This is a genomic window from Streptomyces sp. NPDC001027 (assembly GCF_040299045.1).
GTDB lineage: Bacteria > Actinomycetota > Actinomycetes > Streptomycetales > Streptomycetaceae > Streptomyces.
This window is the reverse complement of the sequence record NZ_JBEPBI010000005.1, coordinates 40,411-58,868: the sequence shown is the minus strand read 5'-3', so window position 1 is coordinate 58,868 and position 18,458 is coordinate 40,411. Positions and strand designations below refer to the sequence as shown.

Here is an 18,458-nt window from a genome sequence, read left to right as displayed (position 1 = left end):
GCGGCGACGACGTCAGGAGACCGCGCTGCGCAGCTGCTGGAGGTCGATCTGCTCGGTCTCGTCGTGGGCGGTCAGGTCGATCACCTGGCCCACTCCGCGCGACGCCTCGTCCACGGGCTTGAACTCCGCCTCGGACTCGGCCTTGTGCAGCGCGAGGGCCTCCTGGCCGACGACGTCCGCCAGGTCCTCGTTCTGGACGGCTTCGAGGGCGTCCGGCGCCGACTCGCTCTTGGTGCCGAAGAAGTCGAACCCGCCTTCGGCCGTCGGGCGCCGCACGGGCTGAGCGGCCGGGACGACGGCCACGGCGGTCGGCACGGCGAAGTGACCGGACGGCGACCGCACGGGAGCGGCGGGACGCGGCACGAGCGCGCCCGCCGTGTCCGACGCGCCGCCCTCGACGGCGGCGGGGGCGTCGGGCGCCGGGGCGGCGCCGGGCTCCGGGTCCAGGGGCGGCTCGGGCCGCGCCGCGGTCTCCGGGGCCGTGTCGTTCGAAGTCCCGTCGGCCTGCTCGGTCTCGTCGGCCTGCGGGGTCTCGTCGGCCGCCGGAGCCGCCTCGGCCTGCGGGGTCTCGTCGGCTGCCGGGTGGGGGGCGGTCGCGCGCGCGTGCTCGTCGACCGCCTCGGGCTTCCCCTGCGCCTCGTCCTCCTGGGCGGCGTTCGCGTCGCCGCCGGCGGCGTCGGCCTCCGCGGAGACCGTCCGCGCGGGCTCCTGGCCGGAGGGGTCCGCAGCGAGATCCCCGGCGAGGTCGTCGCCCTTCGTGGAGTCGACGCCGTCGGTGTCCAACCGCGAAAGCGCGGCCTGCGCGCGCAGGAACAGCTTCGAGCCCTCGGGCGAGAAGGCCGCCGAGAACTGCGGCACGTCCTCGCGGGGCTCCGCCGACTCGGCCGGCTCCGCGCCTTCGACGGCGTCCGGGCCCTCGGCGGCGGAATCCGCGGCGGCGTCGCTCGCGGGCCCGGCGGGCAGCGCGGGCACCGCCTCTATCTCGAGCAGTCGGCGGCCCTCGAGGGCGCTGGCCCGCTCGGTCTCCGCGGTGGCATAGCGGCGCAGCAGCGCCGCGTGCTCGTTGCGCAGGCCGGCGAGTTCGGCGCGCTTGGCCCGCAGCCGCTGCTCCAGCTTGACCCGCAGCTCACGCGACTCGTCGAGGTCGCTCTCCAGTTCGGCGACACGTTCCTCGTAACGCCACTCGTCACTGGCACGCGCGCGTGTGAGGTCGGCGACGTGCCTGCCGGCCTGCATGTCCCAGCGGCGCATCACGACCGCGCCGACGACCGCCGTGATCGCGGCCGCCGCCGCCAGGCCGCGGAGAGTCGCCTGCTGCGTGAACACCCAGGGGCCGAGAGCGCAGACAAGGGAGACGCCTGCGATCACCGAGGGGGGCAGCAGCCTGTGCAGAGGCGGGGAATGACGGTGACGTCCACGTGGCATGGCCAGAAACTTACCGCGCGTAGGCGAATGTTGGCGCCCCGCCCCACAAAAACTCAGCCATACCTAAGCCTTCACAGAACCTCAGGAATCCCGGCTGTCACCGAATTCGACAAACGGCAAGATCATTTCCGGCCCCGGACTCCCGCTTCTCCTCACCCGATTCCCGCGGCCTCACCGGCGCCCGCGCGCCCGCCCACGCCCGCCCACGCCCACCCACGCCACCCGGCCGGACGCCCGCCCGGCCCCCGCCCCCCCGTCACGCCCGCCACCGCACACCCCCACCTCACAGCGCGCCCTCCGCCGGTCTCCCCTCACCGCGCGGTGAGGCGCTCGCTGATCCACTCCAGGGTCGGGGGGATCTCGCGGCGCCAGGTGTTGAAGTTGTGCCCGCCGCTTTCCAGGATGATCGACGAGATCCTCGTCCTGTGGGTGGACTTCGCCAGCTCTATGAACTTCAGCGTTGGCTTGTAGTTGGACTCGCCGGCCTTGCTGCTGGTGACGAGCAGCGAGGTGGCCGGAGCGGAACGGTTTTTCAGGAACCAGTGCAAATCGGCTTCATTGCGGAGCTTCTTGTTCCCGTGGAAGAGGTCGCCCGTGGTCGGGTCGCTCGGCGCCTTGTAGTAGGCCGACAGGCCCGCGCCCGCCCCGTAGACCTCCGGGTGGTGCATCGCCAGCTTGAGCGCGCAGTAGCCGCCCGTGGAGTCGCCGATGATGCCCCAGCCGCCGGGCTTCTTGTTCACCCGGTAGTGGGCCGTCACGGCCTCCGGCAGATCCTTGGCGAAGAACGACTCGGTCTGCGGGCCCGTCGGGATGTCCACGCACTCCGTGTCCCGCGGCGGCGCCACCGTCGGCCGCATCATGACCAGGATCATCGGCTGCATGCGCCCGTTCTTCGCGAGCGTCCGCGCGGTGCTCGGGTAGTGCAGCTTGTTCACCAGCGCCTCCGCCGTGCCCGGGTAGCCCGTGAGGACCACGGCCGCGGGGAAGGTCCGCGTGCGGTACTGCGGCTCGAAGTACTCCGGCGGCAGGTACACGAACGCGGGCGTGGCGATGTCCGTCGTACGCCCGATGACGGCGATCTTCTGGATCTGCCCGCCGAAGCGCGGCGTCCCACTGCCGCTGCCGTCCACCCGCCGGGTGTCGACCACCCGCAGCGGACTCGCCGACGCGCCGTCCTTCGCATGGTCGACGACCACCCCCTGATCCGTCTCCTGACCGAACAGGTCCGCCCAACTGGCGTAGAAGCCGAACGCCTGGTTGGCGGACAGCCCTATGGACACGAAGAGTGCCAATTGCGTGGCGAGCAGCAGCCCGATGCGCCCGCCGACCGCCCGCCAGTTGCGCTTGGCCAGACGCGGCCACAGCCACACCGTTCCGATGAACAGCAATACGGCGAACAGCACTGACAGCAGCAGCACTTTGTTGCTCGTGAGACCCATGCGGTGTTTCCTGCCTGCTCTCCGTCCGGGATCACGCCCGCTCCCCCGACTCCTTCGCGAGGGCTTGTCCCGAACTTTCCCTGTTCTTTTCAGCGGCTTTGGCGAGACGAGTGAACCTCTCTCCCCAAGACACCGTCCTAGAGGGCGCAATGTCGCCGGATGCCCGAATCGGCACCGGGTCCACAGTCTCTCGCGGAACTACGGGATGCGATGTCTGTCACCGAAGATGGGGAAATGTCGGGTGGGGTTCCGCCCCGTAGCAGCCGGGTGCGGCGGATAGTGCGAGGTCCACGTCCCGAGGCCGTGCCGTCCCTCGTCGCCCGGGCCTGCGCCCTCGTGGGCCTGCTGGACGTCGCCGGCGGCGTCTTCCCGCGGTTCCGGCACAGCCGTATGCACAGCTTCGCCGAGGTGCTGCCCGGCTCGTTCGGCCCCTTCGCGGCGGCGCTGTCCCTCAGCGCCGGCGTCCTGCTGCTGCTGCTCGCCCACGGACTGCGGCGCGGCAAGCGGCGCGCCTGGCGGGCCGCCGTGGTGCTGCTCCCGGCGGGCGCGATCTCGCAGTTCGTGTACCGGCACTCGATCGTGGGCGCGCTCATCTCCATCGCCCTGCTCGTCCCGCTGCTGGTGCACCGCGACCAGTTCAAGGCGCTGCCCGACCCGCGCAGCCGCTGGCGCGCACTCGCCAACTTCGTCCTCATGGGCGCCGGCTCCCTGGGGCTGGGCCTGGTCATCGTCAGCGTCCACCCGGGGCGCCTGATCGGCGACCCGAGCCTGGCCGATCGCATCACGCACGTCCTGTACGGCCTCTTCGGCTTCGAGGGCCCGGTCGACTACCAGGGCAACACCTCCTGGACGGTCGCCTTCTCCCTCGGCGCCCTCGGCTGGATCACCGCCGTCACCACCATCTACCTCGCCTTCCGCCCCGAGCACCCGGCCGCCCGCCTCACCGAGGAGGACGAGAGCCGGCTGCGCGCCCTGCTGGACAAACACGGCCGCCGCGACTCCCTCGGCCACTTCGCCCTGCGCCGCGACAAGGCCGTCGTCTTCTCCCCCAGCGGCAAGGCCGCCGTCACCTACCGCGTGGTCTCCGGCGTGATGCTCGCCAGCGGCGACCCCATCGGCGACGTCGAGGCCTGGCCCGGCGCCATCGAACGCTTCATGGACGAGGCCAAGGCCCACTCCTGGACGCCCGCCGTCATGGGCTGCTCGGAGACCGGCGGCGAGGTCTGGACCCGCGAGACCGGCCTGGACGCCCTGGAGCTGGGCGACGAGGCGGTGGTGGACGTCGCGGATTTCTCCCTCGCCGGCCGCGCGATGCGCAACGTGCGCCAAATGGTCAAGCGCATCGAGCGCGCCGGTTACGAGACCCGCGTGCGGCGCGTACGTGACCTGGGCGAAGCCGAACTGGAACGCATCCGACGAGCCGCCGAGGACTGGCGCGGCACCGACACCGAACGCGGCTTCTCCATGGCCCTGGGCCGCGTCGGCGACGCCTCCGACGGCGACTGCCTCATCGCCACCGCCCACAAAGCCGACGAGATCCCCGGCGAGTACGGCGACCTCAAGGCGATCCTGCACTTCGTGCCCTGGGGCCCCGACGGCGCCTCCCTCGACCTCATGCGACGCGACCGCTCCGCCGACCCCGGCATGAACGAACTGCTCATCGTCGCCGCACTCCAGGCCGCACCCAAGTTCGACATCACGCGCGTGTCCCTCAACTTCGCCATGTTCCGCGCGGCCCTGGCCCGCGGCGAGAAGATCGGCGCCGGCCCCGTCCTGCGCGCCTGGCGCGGCCTGCTCGTCTTCCTCTCCCGCTGGTTCCAGATCGAGTCCCTCTACAAGTTCAACGCCAAGTTCCAGCCCCGCTGGGAACCCCGCTTCGTCGTCTACCGCGCCTCCGCCGACCTGCCCCGCATCGGCTTCGCCGCCATGCAGGCCGAAGGCTTCGTCACCCTCGCCCTCCCCCTGCCCCGCTTCCTGCGCCGCCGCTCCTCCGCAGCCCGCGCCTGCGCGCACACGGTGGCCGAGAGAGACGTACGGGCGGCCTAGGGCGCACGGGCCCGTGGAACCGCGCGTTCCCGGGCCGGGGCCCTGCCCGGGAGCCGCGCCGCGGCGCGGCTCCCTCCTGGGCCTACGCTGAACATATGAGCAAGCAGAGCGGACGCGGGCGCGTCGACGGACTTCCGCAATGGGACCGCTGCGCGGTCATGGGAGTCGTCAACGTGACCCCCGACTCCTTCTCCGACGGCGGCCGGTGGTTCGACACGACGGCCGCCGTCAAGCACGGCCTCCATCTCGTCGCCGAAGGCGCGGACCTCGTCGACGTCGGCGGCGAGTCCACCCGGCCGGGCGCCACGCGCGTCGACGAGGCCGAGGAGCTCCGCCGGGTCGTCCCCGTCGTCCACGGTCTCGCCTCTGAAGGCGTCGTCGTCTCCGTCGACACCATGCGCGCCTCCGTCGCCGCCCGGGCCCTCGCGGCCGGCGCCGCCCTCGTCAACGACGTCAGCGGCGGCCTCGCCGACCCGGCGATGATCCCCGCCGTGGCGGACGCCGGAGCCCCTTTCGTGGTCATGCACTGGCGCGGCTTCCTCGAGGGCGGCAACGTCCGGGGCGTCTACGCCGACGTCGTCGCCGAGGTCGTCGACGAGCTCCACGCGCGCGTGGACGCCGTCCTCGCCGGCGGCGTCTCCCCCGACCGCATCGTGGTCGACCCCGGGCTCGGCTTCTCCAAGGAGGCCGACCACGACCTCACCCTGCTCGCCCACCTCGACCGGCTGCACTCCCTCGGGCACCCGCTGCTCGTCGCCGCCTCCCGCAAGCGGTTCCTCGGTCGCGTCCTGGCCGGACCGGAAGGCGCCCCGCCCCCCGCGCGCGAGCGCGACGCGGCCACCGCCGCCGTGTCCGCCCTCGCGGCGCAGGCCGGCGCCTGGGCCGTGCGCGTGCACGAGGTGCGCGCGACGGCCGACGCGGTGCAGGTCGCGCGCGCCATGGAAGGAGCGCGCGAGGAAAGGCGCACGCTGGGCGCGGGCGCACCCGACCCGGCGCGGCCGGCGACGGACGCATCCGGTGCGCACGGCAGACCCGGTCCGCCCGCCCCTCCCCACCCGTCCCACGCAGAAGGAGCCCGGTGAGCGCCCCCCACACGGACGTCGAGCAGGTCGAGGCCGCCAACACCGCCTTCTACGAGGCACTGGAGCAAGGTGATTTCGACGGGGTGTCCTCCTTCTGGCTGGCCCCGTCCGATCTGGGCGTGGACGAGACCTACCACGACCCGGCCGACGTCGGCGTGGTCTCGTGCGTGCACCCCGGGTGGCCCGTGCTCACCGGGCGCGCCGAGGTCCTGAGGTCGTACGCGCTGATCATGGCGAACACCGACTACATCCAGTTCTTCCTCACCGACGTGCACGTCTCGGTCACCGGCGACACCGCCCTGGTGAACTGCACCGAGAACATCCTCAGCGGCGGCCCGGCGCCGGAGGCCGGCGAGGAGCTCGGACCGCTCGTCGGCCAGCTCGTCGTCGCCACCAACGTGTTCCGCCGGACCCCGGACGGCTGGAAGCTGTGGTCGCACCACGCCTCCCCGGTGCTCGCCGAGAACGACGACACCGACGAGACCGAGGACGACGACGAGCAGGACACCCCGTCCTGAGCGGTCGGGAACGCCCCGAAAGGCGGGCGGCGAGGTCCGCAAGGCCCACCCGGGCGAAGAAGTGGTTGGAATCACGAACCCGTGGGTAGGGGCGGCTACCAACCCCAGAGGCACCGGGATCCCCGGGCGCAACGGCCGGTCGGATTCCGGGCTCCCGCCCGGGCCGCCGCGGCCGGAGACCGGGTCTGTCGGTGCTCGCGGGTAGATTCGAGCGAGGCCGGGGTGCCGCCCCCACACGGCACGCACCGGCCGGAACCGACGACTGCAGGAGTGATTCGCGTGGATCGTGTCGCGCTGCGCGGCCTCAAGGCCCGCGGGTACCACGGCGTGTTCCCCAAGGAACGCGAGGAGGGCCAGACCTTCATCGTGGACCTCGTCCTGGGCCTGGACACCCGACCGGCCGCGGCCGACGACGACCTGGCGAAGACCGTGCACTACGGCATCGTGGCGGAGGAGGCCGTGGCCGTCGTCGAGGGCGAGCCCGTCGACCTCGTCGAGACGCTCGCCGCACGCATCGCCCAGGTCTGTCTGAAGCACGAAGCGGTCCAGGAGGTCGAGGTCTGCGTCCACAAACCGGACGCCCCGATCACCGTCCCCTTCGACGACGTGACCGTCACCATCACCCGGAGCCGAGTATGACCGCGTTCTTCGCCGGGGGTCAGAGCGACCCGACCGTCCAGCCGGTGCCCGCCTCCGTCGTCGAGAGGGTCGACGCCGCCGACACCACCCTGCACAACCCGAAACGCGCCGTGCTCTCCCTCGGCTCCAACCTGGGCAACCGCCTGGAGACGCTGCAGGGCGCCGTCGACGCCCTCGAGGACACCCCCGGCGTCCGCATCAAGGCGGTCTCCCCCGTGTACGAGACGGCGCCCTGGGGCGTCGAGCCCGGCAGCCAGCCGTCGTACTTCAACGCGGTGGTCGTGCTGAAGACGACCCTGCCGCCCTCCTCCCTCCTGGAGCGGGCGCACGCGGTCGAGGAGGCCTTCCACCGGGTCCGGGAGGAGCGCTGGGGCGCCCGCACCCTGGACGTCGACATCGTCGCCTACGCCGACGTCGTGGACGACGACCCGCATCTCACGCTCCCTCACCCCCGCGCCCATGAGCGGGCGTTCGTGCTCGCCCCCTGGCACGACGTCGAGCCCGAGGCCCAGCTCCCCGGCGTCGGCCGGGTCGCCGACCTTCTCGACGCGGTCACCCGCGAAGGCGTCGCCGCCCGCGAGGACCTGGAACTTCACCTGCCCGAGTAGTCGTTAAGGTCGACAGGAAGGTCGCAGGACCACTGCGGGGGAGCTGAAGGGACACCGTGAGAGAGCTGCACATCAGGGTGCTGGCAGGCGTGTTCGTCGTGGCCGGCGTCCTGTCCTGGGCGGGCGCCCGCCTCTGGAACTCGATCGGGACCCTGCCCAGCGTCCCGTTGGCCGCGCCTATCGTGCTCGCCGTGATCGCGGTGATCCTGCTCGCCACGGCGATCTCGCTGCGCTCGCGTCTCAAGGCCCAGCGCGAGCGCCGCCCGGGGGCGAAGGGCGTCGACCCGCTGATGGCCGCCCGCGCCGTCGTCTTCGGTCAGGCCAGCGCCCTGGTGGCCGCGCTCGTCTCCGGCATGTACGCGGGCACGGGCGTCTTCCTCCTGGAGTCCCTGGACATCCCCGCCCGCCGCGACCAGGCCATCTACGCCGGCTTCTCGGTCCTCGCGGGCATCGCCGTCATAGCGGCGGCCCTCTTCCTGGAGCGCGTCTGCAAGCTCCCGGAGGACGACGACCACGAGAACGGCGCGGCCTCGACGGCGTGACCCCGCCGCGCACGATTGCGGCGGGGCCGGCGAAAAGGGGGTACGCGCGCGGGCGGCGTCAGCGAGCCAGTATCAGGCTCATCGCCTCCGCGCGGGTCGTCGCGTCCCTGAGCTGCCCCCGCACCGCGGACGTGGTGGTCTTGGCGCCCGGCTTGCGGATGCCGCGCACGGACATGCACATGTGCTCGGCCTCCACGACGACGATCACGCCACGGGCCTCGAGTATCCGCATGAGGGAGTCCGCCACCTGCGTGGTGAGACGTTCCTGGACCTGAAGGCGGCGCGCGAACACCTCGACCAGCCGGGCCAGCTTCGACAGCCCCGTGATCTTGCCGGACTCCGCCGGGATGTAACCCACGTGCGCGACACCGTGGAACGGCAGCATGTGGTGTTCGCAGAGCGAGACGATCTCGATGTCCTTGACGAGCACCATCTCGTCGTGGCCGAGATCGAAGGTCGTCGTCAGCACGTCCTCGGGCGTCTGCCTGAGGCCCGCCAGCAGCTCCCGGTAGGCCCGCGCCACCCGCGCCGGCGTCTCCCGGAGACCCTCGCGCTCCGGGTCCTCGCCGACCGCGATCAGGAGCTCGCGTACGGCGTTCTCGGCGCGCTTCTCGTCGAACTCGCCGATCGATCCCTCGCCGTCCAGCGTCACGGGGTCGGTCATCTGGTGCCTCGTTCCTGTGCGGGTCGCGCGTATGGGCCACGCGCCTCATCTGCGGCATCGAGCATCGTTCAGGAAATGCCGCGCCCCCCAGGCTAGAACCTGGGGGGCGCTGCATCCATTCCGGGCCTGGTGAGGCCGCCGGGAGCAGATCAGCTCTCGGGGCGCTCCTCCGGGCTGGGCTCGGCCACCGGGCCGGCGTCGACCACGGTGGACTTCGCGGTCGAGATCGCCGGAGTGGCGCCGTTGGCGCCGTTCGTCAGGGCGAGCTCCTTGGGGGAGAGCACCGGCGGACGGGTGGAGGGCGTGCGGCGCGAGGAGCCGGTCCAGGCGGGCCGCGCCGGGCGCTTGACGATGGACGAGAAGACCTCGGCGATCTCCTCCTTGCCCAGCGTCTCCTTCTCCAGCAGCTGCAGCACCAGGTTGTCGAGGACGTCGCGGTTCTCGACCAGGATCTCCCAGGCCTCGTTGTGCGCGTTCTCGATGAGCTTCTTGACTTCCTCGTCCACCAGCGCGGCGACCTCTTCCGAGTAGTCGCGCTGGTGAGCCATCTCACGGCCGAGGAACGGCTCGGTGTTGTCGCCGCCGAACTTGATCGCGCCCAGACGCTCGGTCATGCCGTACTGGGTGACCATCGCGCGGGCCGTGGCGGTGGCCTTCTCGATGTCGTTCGCCGCGCCCGTGGTCGGGTCGTGGAAGACGAGCTCCTCGGCCGCGCGGCCGCCCAGCATGTAAGCCAGCTGGTCCAGCATCTCGTTGCGCGTGGTGGAGTACTTGTCCTCCTCCGGCAGGACCATCGTGTAGCCCAGAGCACGGCCTCGCGAGAGGATCGTGATCTTGTGGACCGGGTCGGAGTTCGGAGAGGCCGCCGCGACCAGGGCGTGACCGCCCTCGTGGTACGCGGTGATCTTCTTCTCCTTGTCCGACATGATCCGGGTCCGCTTCTGCGGGCCCGCGACCACACGGTCGATCGCCTCGTCCAGCATGTGGTTGTCGATCAGCTTCTTGTCCGAGCGGGCCGTCAGCAGCGCGGCCTCGTTCAGGACGTTGGAGAGATCGGCGCCGGTGAAGCCGGGGGTGCGGCGGGCGACGGCGGACAGGTCGACGTCGGGCGCGACCGGCTTGCCCTTCTGGTGGACCTTGAGGATCTCCAGGCGGCCCTGCATGTCCGGGCGGTCGACCGCGATCTGGCGGTCGAAACGGCCGGGGCGCAGCAGCGCCGGGTCGAGGATGTCGGGGCGGTTCGTGGCGGCGATGAGGATCACGCCGCCCTTCACGTCGAAGCCGTCCATCTCGACGAGGAGCTGGTTCAGGGTCTGCTCGCGCTCGTCGTGTCCGCCGCCGAGGCCGGCGCCGCGGTGGCGGCCGACCGCGTCGATCTCGTCGACGAAGACGATCGCCGGGGCGTTCGCCTTGGCCTGCTCGAAGAGGTCGCGGACCCGGGAGGCGCCGACGCCGACGAACATCTCGACGAAGTCGGAACCGGAGATCGAGTAGAAGGGGACGCCCGCCTCGCCGGCGACGGCGCGCGCGAGGAGCGTCTTGCCGGTGCCGGGCGGGCCGTACAGCAGCACGCCCTTGGGGATCTTGGCGCCGACGGCCTGGAACTTCGCCGGCTCCTGCAGGAACTCCTTGATCTCGTGGAGTTCCTCGACCGCCTCGTCCGAGCCTGCGACGTCGGCGAACGTCGTCTTCGGGGTGTCCTTGGTGATGAGCTTGGCCTTGGACTTCCCGAAGTTCATGACCCGGGAGCCGCCGCCCTGCATCTGGTTCATCAGGAACAGGAAGACGACCACGATGAGGACGAAGGGGAGCAGTGACAGCAGGATCCCGACGAAGGCGTTCTGCTTCGTCGGAGAGACCGTGTAGCCGTCCGGGATCTGCTTGTCCTGGTACTTGGTCTGCAGCGTGTTGGCGATCGTCACGCCCTGATCGCCGATGTAGCTCGCCTGGATCTTCGAGCTGCCCTTGATCTTCACGCCGTCTTTGAGCGTGGCCTTGATGGTCTGCTCGTCACCGGTGGTGAGTTTGGCCGACTCGACCTTGTTGTCGTTGATCGCTGCAATGACCTGGCCGGTGTCCACCGTCTTGTAGCCGCCGGACGAGCCGACGACCTGCATCAACACGACCACGGCAAGGACGGCCAGCACGATCCACATGACCGGCCCACGGAAGTATCGCTTCACGTCCATCCATACGGAGCGGTGTCGCCCCGTCCCTCCTGCCATAGTGAGTTTGATAAGACAGTTCTTCTGACGGTACCCCAGCTTCGTCGCGCAAAGCCGCACGGGACGGCTGGCGCACCCGTCTGCATGCTCCAACGGCGTGATGCCCGCCGGGGTTCCCGATCTTCGTACGGGGCTTGGGCTTTTCGGGTTCAGCCGCCGTAGACGTGGGGCGCGAGCGTACCGACGAACGGGAGGTTCCGGTACTTCTCGGCGTAGTCGAGGCCGTAGCCGACGACGAACTCGTTCGGGATGTCGAAGCCGACCCACTCGACGTCGATGGCCACCTTGGCGGCCTCGGGCTTGCGCAGCAGCGTGCACACCTTGAGGGAGGCCGGCTCGCGCGAGCCGAGGTTGGACAGCAGCCAGGACAGGGTCAGGCCGGAGTCGATGATGTCCTCGACGATCACGACGTGCTTGCCCTTGATGTCGGTGTCGAGGTCCTTGAGGATCCGCACCACACCGGAGGACTGGGTGCCGGCGCCGTAGGACGACACGGCCATCCAGTCCATGGTGACGGGGGTGGACAGAGCCCGGGCGAGGTCGGCCATGACCATCACCGCGCCCTTGAGGACACCGACGATGAGCAGGTCCTTGCCCGCGTACTGCGCGTCGATGCTCGCGGCCAGTTCGGCCAGCTTCGCGTCGATCTCTTCCTTGGTGATGAGCACCTCTTTGAGGTCGGTGCCCATGTCTTTCGCGTCCACCCGCATCACTTTCGGTTGTCCCACCGGCCGCCGGAACCGCCCACGCCGACCACGTGAGCGGTCCTGGCGGAGGGTCCGGATCAGCCTTGCCGAATCACCAGTCTGCCACCCTGGCGCTGGGCGACGACTTTGCCGGGGAGATTGATGACTCCCTGGCCGCGCCATCCGGTGATCAACCGGTCGATCTCCTCGATGTGCCGGGCGAAGAGGGAACCGGCCGGGGCGCCCGCCTCGATCGCGGCGCGGCGCAGGATGCGGCGGCGCACGGCGGGCGGCAGGGCGTACAGCTTGGCGCACTCCAGCAGGCCGGCCGCGTCCCGTACGGAGGACTCGGCCTGGCCGGCCCAGGCGTCGAGCGCGTCGGCGTCGTCGCGGGAGAGCTGGGCCGTGCGGGCGAGCGCTTCGACGACGCCCTTGCCGAGGGCCTTCTCCAGGGCGGGCAGGCCTTCGTGGCGGAGCCGGGAGCGGGTGTAGGCCGGGTCGGCGTTGTGCGGGTCGTCCCAGACGGGCAGGGACTGGACCATGCAGGCCTTGCGGGCGGTCTGCCGGTCGAGCTGGAGGAAGGGGCGGCGGTAGCGGCGGGCGGCCCCCGGTCCGCCGGAGACGGCGGCCATGCCGGACAGGGAGCGGATGCCGGAGCCGCGGGCGAGGCCGAGCAGGACCGTCTCGGCTTGGTCGTCGCGGGTGTGGCCGAGCAGGACCGCGGCGGCGCCGTGGCGCTCGGCGGCCGCGTCGAGGGCGCTGTAGCGGGCGTCGCGGGCGGCGGCCTCGGGGCCGCCTTCGCGGCCGACGGTCACGGCGGCGGACTCGACGGGGTCGAGGCCGAGTTCGCGCAGACGCAGGGCGACTTCCGCGGCGCGCAGGTCGGAGCCGGGCTGCAGGCCGTGGTCGACGGTGACGCCGCCGGCGCGGATGCCGAGCCGGGGGGCCTCGAAGGCGAGGGCGGAGGCGAGGGCCATGGAGTCGGCGCCGCCGGAGCACGCCACGAGCACGAGCGGCGACGGAGGCTGTTCGTGCGCGCTCGCCTCGGGGGCGGGGTGGTCGTTGAGGACGTCGTGGAGTACGCGGCGGACCGCCAGGCGTATCGCCGCGACCGCAGGATGGGGACCCATTGTCCGGTTCCCTTCATGAAGTTGTCGGGGACTGAGCCCGGGTTCGGTCACTCAGAGTGTGTAGATGGTGACAGAACCGGGGCGTTCCCCGAGCATTGCACGCCTGCCCCGGGCCGACGGTCCCTCGGACGGGTGATTGAAGGGGCGTTCGCCTGCCGTCGACCGGATTCGTCCGTCGGCGGTCCGCAGGTTCACGACTCGGCCTTGCGGTGCACCCGCGCGACCCAGTCCGCCGGCTTGCCGATCTCGGCCTTGGTCGGAAGTGTGTTCGGGGAGGTCCACACGCGGTTGAAGCCGTCCATGCCGACCTGGTCGACGACGGCCCGCACGAAGCGTTCGCCGTCCCGGTACTGCTTGAGCTTGGCGTCGAGGCCGAGGAGCTTGCGCAGGGCGACGTCGAGCCGGGAGGCGCCCTTGGCGCGGCGCTGCTGGAACTTCTCGCGGATCTCGGCGACGGTCGGGACGACGTCGGGGCCGACGCCGTCCATGACGAAGTCGGCGTGCCCCTCGAGGAGGGACATCACGGCGGTGAGCCGGGCGAGGATCTCGCGCTGGGCGGGCGTCTGCACGAGCTCCACCAGGGAGCGGCCCCCGTCGTCCTCCTCGCCCTCGGGGCGGCCGCCGGCGAGGGACTGGGCGGCTTCCCTGACCCGCTCGAGGAACGTCGACGGGTCGACGTCGGTCTCCCCGAGGAACGACTGGATCTCGCCCTCGAGATGGTCGCGCAGCCAGGGCACGGCGGAGAACTGCGTGCGGTGCGTCTCCTCGTGGAGGCACACCCAGAGCCGGAAGTCGTGGGGGTCGACGTCGAGTTCGCGTTCGACGTGGACGATGTTCGGCGCGACGAGCAGGAGACGGCCGCCGCCGTTCGCGCCGGCGGGTAGTTCACGGGTGGCCGGGGCGAAGGTCTCGTACTGGCCGAGGACGCGGGAGGACAGGAAGGAGAGCAGCATGCCGAGTTCGACGCCGGTGACCTTGCCGCCGACGGCTCCGAGGACCGCGCCCCCGGGGCTGTTGCCGCGGCGTTCCTGCATCTTGTCCAGGAGGGGTTTGAGGATCTCCCGGAAGCCCGCGACGTTGGCCCGCACCCAGCCGGGGCGGTCGACGACGAGGATGGGGGTGTCGTGGATCTCGTCGGTGGCCATCCGGGTGAAGCCCCGGACGTGCCCCTCCGAGGCCCTGGCGTGCCGGCGCAGCTCCGCGACGACGGCCCGTGCCTCGTCCCGGCTGACCTCCGGACCCGGCCGCACCAGCCGGGTCGCGGTCGCCACCGCCAGATTCCAGTCGACCATCCCCGCAGATGCAGCACCACCGATGCTCGTCATGCGTCAACCGTACGTGAGCGCCGCCGCCGGGGGCAGGCCGCGGGAGGCCGGTCAGGGAGATGTCAGGGTCGGCGCCGGGGGCGCCTCGGGGTGGCGGGCCGCGGCGGGCGTCAGCGGCACCCGCAGCCCGCGAGCGCCGTGGCCGCCCTGTCCAGGGCCGCCTGGGCCGCCCCCGCGTCGGTCGTGCCGGCCGCCAGGAAGGCGAAGGCGAGGAGCCGTCCGTCGTGGTCGACGACCGTGCCGGCGAGGGCGTTCACGCCGGTCAGGGTGCCGGTCTTGGCGCGGACGACGCCCGCCGCGCCGTCCGTGTACCGGTGGGCGAGGGTGCCGGTGAAGCCGGCGACGGGCAGGCCGGTGAGGACGGGCCGCAGGTCGGGACGGGCCGGGTCGCCGGCCTTGACCAGGAGGGCGGTCAGCAGGTTCGCCGTCATGCGGTCCCGGCGGTCGAGTCCGCTGCCGTCCATGATGCCGACGCCGGCCGTCGGCAGCCCGAGCTTCTTCAACTGGGCCCGGACCGCGGCGCCGCCGCCCGCGAAGTCGGCGCGGACGCCGGTCGCGAGGGCGGTGTGGCGGGCGAGGGCCTCGGCGATGTCGTTGTCGCTGTTGGTCAGCATCCGCTCGACCAGGACCGACAGCGGCGGCGAGGAGACCGAGGCGAGGCTCTTCGCGCGCGCGGTGGCCTTGGAGGGTCCGGGGGCCGTGGCGGTGATGCCGTCGGCCTTCAGGAACGCGGCGAACGTGCGGGTCGCGTCGGCCGCGGGGTCGGGCACGCGCGTGACCGGACCGCTGGTCGAGTCGTCGGGGCGGCCCTCGTCGGCGGACAGGGCGGTGACCCGCGCGAGGTTGCCGTTGCGCCCGATGGGGTGAACTTCGCTGCCCGCGTAGAGGGTCGTGTCGTACGACAGCGTCACCCGGGTGACGCCGCGCTTCTTCAGGGCGGCGGCGGAGGACGCGGCGAGGGCGCGCAGGTCCGCCCAGCCCGCGCCGTCGTCGTCGCGGGCCGTGAGGGTGGGGTCGCCGCCGCCGACGAGGACGAGCTCCTTGGTGTCGGGCTCGAGCACCGTGCGGGTGGTCAGGCGGTGCTCGCCGCCCATCGCGGAGAGCGCGGCGACCGCGGTGGCGATCTTCGTGGTGGAGGCCGGCGTCAGGCCCGTCCCGGCGCCGGCGCCGTACAGCCGCCTGCCGGTGGCGACGTCGACGACCGCGGCGGTGTGCCGGGCGCCGAGGACGGGGTCGGCCAGGAGCGGGGTCAGGACGCTGGCGACGCCGGCGCCCGTCGGGAGGGTGGCCGGGGCGGACTTGACGACGTCGACGCCGCCGCCGAGGCCGACCAGGACGGAGGCGGCGCTGGGGGCGGGGCGCGGCGCCCCGGCCGCGGTGTCGGACGTACGGGACGAATCCGCCGTGCGCCCGTGATCTGCGCCACCCGTCCGTTCGAGCGCGGTCGCCCGGTCCCGCTCGGCCGTACGCTGGCCGGTGGAGTCCCAGGGGCCGGCGACGCTCACCACTCCGGCGGCCAGCGCCAGTCCGACGGTCGCGGCGCCCGCGCCGTACTGCCAGGACCGGGCGTTCGGACCGGTCCCGGCGAGCCGCGCGAGCTGCGGCTTCGCCGCCTGCGCGAGCCGTGCGACCCGCGGCCTCGCGGTCGCCGCGGCGCGCGCGAGTCGAGGCCGTACGATCCCTGCGGCCCGTGCCAGACGCGGTCGTACGGCGTCCGTGACCCGCACCACGTGGGGTCTCGCGGCCCGCCAAGGCCTCAGCTCCGGCACGAACACCAGCCCCTTTCGCGATCACACACCGGCGTGAGGGACACTTAACCACCAGAACTATGTGTTGATCATGGAGGAGCCACCGGTGGAGTTCGACGTCACGATCGAGATTCCGAAGGGTTCGCGGAACAAGTACGAGGTGGACCACGAGACCGGTCGGATCCGCCTGGACCGTCGACTCTTCACCTCGACCGCCTACCCGACCGACTACGGCTTCGTCGAGAACACCCTCGGCGAGGACGGTGACCCGCTGGACGCGCTGGTCATCCTGGACGAGCCCACGTTCCCGGGCTGTCTGATCCGCTGCCGCGCGATCGGCATGTTCCGGATGACGGACGAGGCCGGCGGCGACGACAAGCTGCTGTGCGTCCCGTCGACGGACCCGCGCGTGGAGCACCTGCGCGACATCCACCACGTGTCGGAGTTCGACCGGCTGGAGATCCAGCACTTCTTCGAGGTCTACAAGGACCTGGAGCCCGGCAAGTCCGTCGAGGGCGCCGACTGGGTCGGCCGCACCGACGCCGAGGCCGAGATCGAGCGGTCCTACAAGCGTTTCAAGGACCAGGGCGGTCACTGAGGCCCCGGTCGCCTGATGTCGTCGAGAGGGCCGCACGCATGCGTGTGCGGCCCTCTCGGCCGTCTGTGCGCATACTGAGGCCCACGGAAGGTGTCGTTCAGGGAGCGTTGCTGAGTGTCGGAGGCGGAGAACCGCAAACCGCAGTCGGACGAGGCGAGGAGCGCCTTCGATCCCGAGATCACGTCCGAGTTCGCGATGCCGGCGGGGCTCACCGTCCCCAGAGCCGGCGGGGAGTCCGAGACCACCTCGGAGTTCACCGTTCCGCAGGGGCTGGACGTGAGCCAGCCGCACGCGGGCGAGGGCGAGGGGTCGGCGTTCAGCGTGCCGAGCACCTACAGCGCCCGGGAGGCGCCGGCCGCCTTCACCCCGCCCTCCGGCGTCCCGATGGTGAGCCTGATCAAGGACCTGCCCTGGCAGGACCGGATGCGCACGATGCTGCGCATGCCGGTCACCGAGCGGCCCGCGCCGGAGCCGGGGCCGAAGACGGAGGAGGGCGGTCCGGCCGTCCCGCGCGTGCTCGACCTGACGCTGCGCATCGGCGAACTGCTGCTCGCGGGCGGGGAGGGCGCCGAGGACGTGGAGGCGGCGATGTTCGCGGTCTGCCGGTCCTACGGGCTGGACCGCTGCGAACCCAACGTCACCTTCACTCTGTTGGCCATCTCCTACCAGCCGTCTCTGGTGGAGGACCCGGTGACGGCGTCGCGGACGGTGCGCCGCCGGGGCACCGACTACACGCGCCTCGCGGCCGTCTTCCGGCTCGTGGACGATCTGAGCGACGCCGACGCCCATCTCTCCCTGGAGGACGCCTACCGGCGACTCGCGGAGATCCGTCGCAACCGGCACCCCTACCCGACGTGGGTGCTGACGTCGGCGAGCGGGCTGCTCGCGGGCGCGGCCTCGGTGCTGGTCGGCGGTGACGCGGTCGTGTTCGTCGCGGCCCTGCTCGGCGCGATGCTGGGCGACCGGCTGGCCTGGCTGTGCGCGGGCCGCGGGCTGCCGGAGTTCTACCAGTTCCTGGTGGCGGCGATGCCCCCGGCCGCGATCGGCATCGCGCTGACGCTGGCGGACGTCGACGTGAAGGCGTCCGCGGTCATCACCGGCGGTCTGTTCGCGCTGCTGCCCGGGCGGGCGCTGGTGGCGGGCGTCCAGGACGGCCTGACGGGCTTCTACATCACCGCGGCGGCACGCCTGTTGGAGGTCATGTACTTCTTCGTGGGCATCGTGGTCGGCGTGCTGGTGATGCTCTACGTCGGGGTGCAGCTCGGCGCGCATCTCAACCCCGACGTGACGCTCGGCGTCTCCAAGCGGCCGCTGTGGCAGATCGGCGCGTCCATGCTGCTGTCGCTGACGTTCGCCGTGCTGCTGCAGCAGGAACGGTCCACCGTGCTGGCCGTGACGCTGAACGGCGGGGTGGCCTGGTCGGTGTACGGGGCGATGCACTACGCCGGCGACATCTCGCCGGTGGCCTCCACGGCCGTCGCGGCCGGGGTGGTGGGGCTGTTCGGGCAGTTGCTGTCGCGCTACCGGTTCGCGTCCGCGTTGCCCTACACGACCGCCGCGATCGGGCCGCTGCTGCCCGGATCGGCCACGTACTTCGGGCTGTTGTCGATCGCGCAGAACGAGGTGGACGCGGGCCTGGTGTCGCTCACCAAGGCCGCGGCGCTGGCGATGGCCATCGCCATCGGGGTGAACCTCGGTTCCGAGGTCTCGCGGCTGTTCCTGCGGGTGGGCTCCGCCGACAAGCGACGGGCCGCCAAGAGGACGCGAGGGTTCTGACGCGAGG

16 protein-coding genes are annotated in these 18,458 nt (G+C 71.9%); 8 read left to right on the top strand and 8 right to left on the bottom strand.

Going from position 1 to position 18,458, the window contains the following annotated elements:
* Positions 1-12: 12 nt before the first annotated feature.
* Positions 13-1,425: a prolipoprotein diacylglyceryl transferase gene (locus ABT300_RS03445; RefSeq protein WP_351671473.1), complete on the bottom strand. Its 1,413-nt coding sequence runs from the start codon at positions 1,423-1,425 to the stop codon at positions 13-15.
* Between the two features lie 311 nt (positions 1,426-1,736).
* A complete protein-coding gene (locus ABT300_RS03440; RefSeq protein ID WP_351671470.1) occupies positions 1,737-2,864 on the bottom strand; it encodes an alpha/beta hydrolase in 1,128 nt (375 codons plus the stop codon).
* Positions 2,865-3,098: 234 nt separating this feature from the next.
* Here ABT300_RS03440 and ABT300_RS03435 point away from each other — a divergent pair, with 234 nt between their 5' ends.
* The 6 genes from ABT300_RS03435 (at position 3,099) to ABT300_RS03410 (ending at position 8,299) form a co-directional block, all read left to right on the top strand.
* A complete protein-coding gene (locus ABT300_RS03435; protein WP_351671467.1) occupies positions 3,099-4,910 on the top strand; it encodes a phosphatidylglycerol lysyltransferase domain-containing protein in 1,812 nt (603 codons plus the stop codon).
* A gap of 95 nt (positions 4,911-5,005) precedes the next feature.
* Positions 5,006-5,992, top strand: coding sequence for a dihydropteroate synthase (gene folP / locus ABT300_RS03430; protein WP_351671464.1), 987 nt, complete (start codon positions 5,006-5,008; stop codon positions 5,990-5,992).
* Positions 5,989-6,510, top strand: a complete 522-nt coding sequence (locus ABT300_RS03425) for a nuclear transport factor 2 family protein (protein ID WP_351671461.1) — start codon at positions 5,989-5,991, stop codon at positions 6,508-6,510. The genes folP and ABT300_RS03425 overlap by 4 nt, the downstream gene beginning before the upstream one ends.
* 279 nt (positions 6,511-6,789) lie before the next feature.
* A complete protein-coding gene (gene folB, locus ABT300_RS03420) occupies positions 6,790-7,149 on the top strand; it encodes a dihydroneopterin aldolase (protein ID WP_351671458.1) in 360 nt (119 codons plus the stop codon).
* On the top strand, positions 7,146-7,757 hold the full coding sequence (gene folK, locus ABT300_RS03415; RefSeq protein WP_351671455.1) for a 2-amino-4-hydroxy-6-hydroxymethyldihydropteridine diphosphokinase: 612 nt from the start codon (positions 7,146-7,148) through the stop codon (positions 7,755-7,757). The genes folB and folK overlap by 4 nt, the downstream gene beginning before the upstream one ends.
* A gap of 56 nt (positions 7,758-7,813) precedes the next feature.
* Positions 7,814-8,299 carry a DUF3180 domain-containing protein gene (locus ABT300_RS03410; RefSeq protein ID WP_351671452.1) on the top strand — a complete coding sequence of 162 codons (486 nt, stop codon included), beginning with the start codon at positions 7,814-7,816 and terminating at the stop codon, positions 8,297-8,299.
* Positions 8,300-8,357: 58 nt separating this feature from the next.
* Here the strand turns inward: ABT300_RS03410 and folE are convergent, their stop codons facing one another.
* From folE to dacB, 6 genes are all read right to left on the bottom strand, one after another.
* Positions 8,358-8,963 carry a GTP cyclohydrolase I FolE gene (folE, locus tag ABT300_RS03405; protein ID WP_351671449.1) on the bottom strand — a complete coding sequence of 202 codons (606 nt, stop codon included), beginning with the start codon at positions 8,961-8,963 and terminating at the stop codon, positions 8,358-8,360.
* Between the two features lie 149 nt (positions 8,964-9,112).
* The gene (gene ftsH / locus ABT300_RS03400) at positions 9,113-11,152 is read right to left on the bottom strand and encodes an ATP-dependent zinc metalloprotease FtsH (protein ID WP_319275440.1); all 2,040 of its coding nucleotides are present in this window, start codon (positions 11,150-11,152) and stop codon (positions 9,113-9,115) included.
* A gap of 185 nt (positions 11,153-11,337) precedes the next feature.
* A complete protein-coding gene (gene hpt / locus ABT300_RS03395) occupies positions 11,338-11,898 on the bottom strand; it encodes a hypoxanthine phosphoribosyltransferase (RefSeq protein ID WP_319275982.1) in 561 nt (186 codons plus the stop codon).
* A gap of 74 nt (positions 11,899-11,972) precedes the next feature.
* The gene (tilS, locus tag ABT300_RS03390) at positions 11,973-13,004 is read right to left on the bottom strand and encodes a tRNA lysidine(34) synthetase TilS (RefSeq protein ID WP_351671445.1); all 1,032 of its coding nucleotides are present in this window, start codon (positions 13,002-13,004) and stop codon (positions 11,973-11,975) included.
* Positions 13,005-13,195: 191 nt separating this feature from the next.
* A complete protein-coding gene (locus tag ABT300_RS03385) occupies positions 13,196-14,329 on the bottom strand; it encodes an Rv3626c family coenzyme F420 biosynthesis-associated protein (protein ID WP_351671442.1) in 1,134 nt (377 codons plus the stop codon).
* A 110-nt stretch (positions 14,330-14,439) separates the two neighbouring features.
* Positions 14,440-16,059 (bottom strand): D-alanyl-D-alanine carboxypeptidase/D-alanyl-D-alanine endopeptidase, encoded by a 1,620-nt coding sequence (dacB, locus tag ABT300_RS03380; protein ID WP_351671591.1) that lies wholly within the window; start codon positions 16,057-16,059, stop codon positions 14,440-14,442.
* A gap of 124 nt (positions 16,060-16,183) precedes the next feature.
* Between dacB and ABT300_RS03375 the strand changes: the two genes are divergently transcribed.
* The gene (locus ABT300_RS03375) at positions 16,184-16,675 is read left to right on the top strand and encodes an inorganic diphosphatase (RefSeq protein ID WP_007452023.1); all 492 of its coding nucleotides are present in this window, start codon (positions 16,184-16,186) and stop codon (positions 16,673-16,675) included.
* A gap of 114 nt (positions 16,676-16,789) precedes the next feature.
* The gene (locus tag ABT300_RS03370; protein WP_351671439.1) at positions 16,790-18,451 is read left to right on the top strand and encodes a threonine/serine exporter family protein; all 1,662 of its coding nucleotides are present in this window, start codon (positions 16,790-16,792) and stop codon (positions 18,449-18,451) included.
* Positions 18,452-18,458 lie beyond the last annotated feature (7 nt).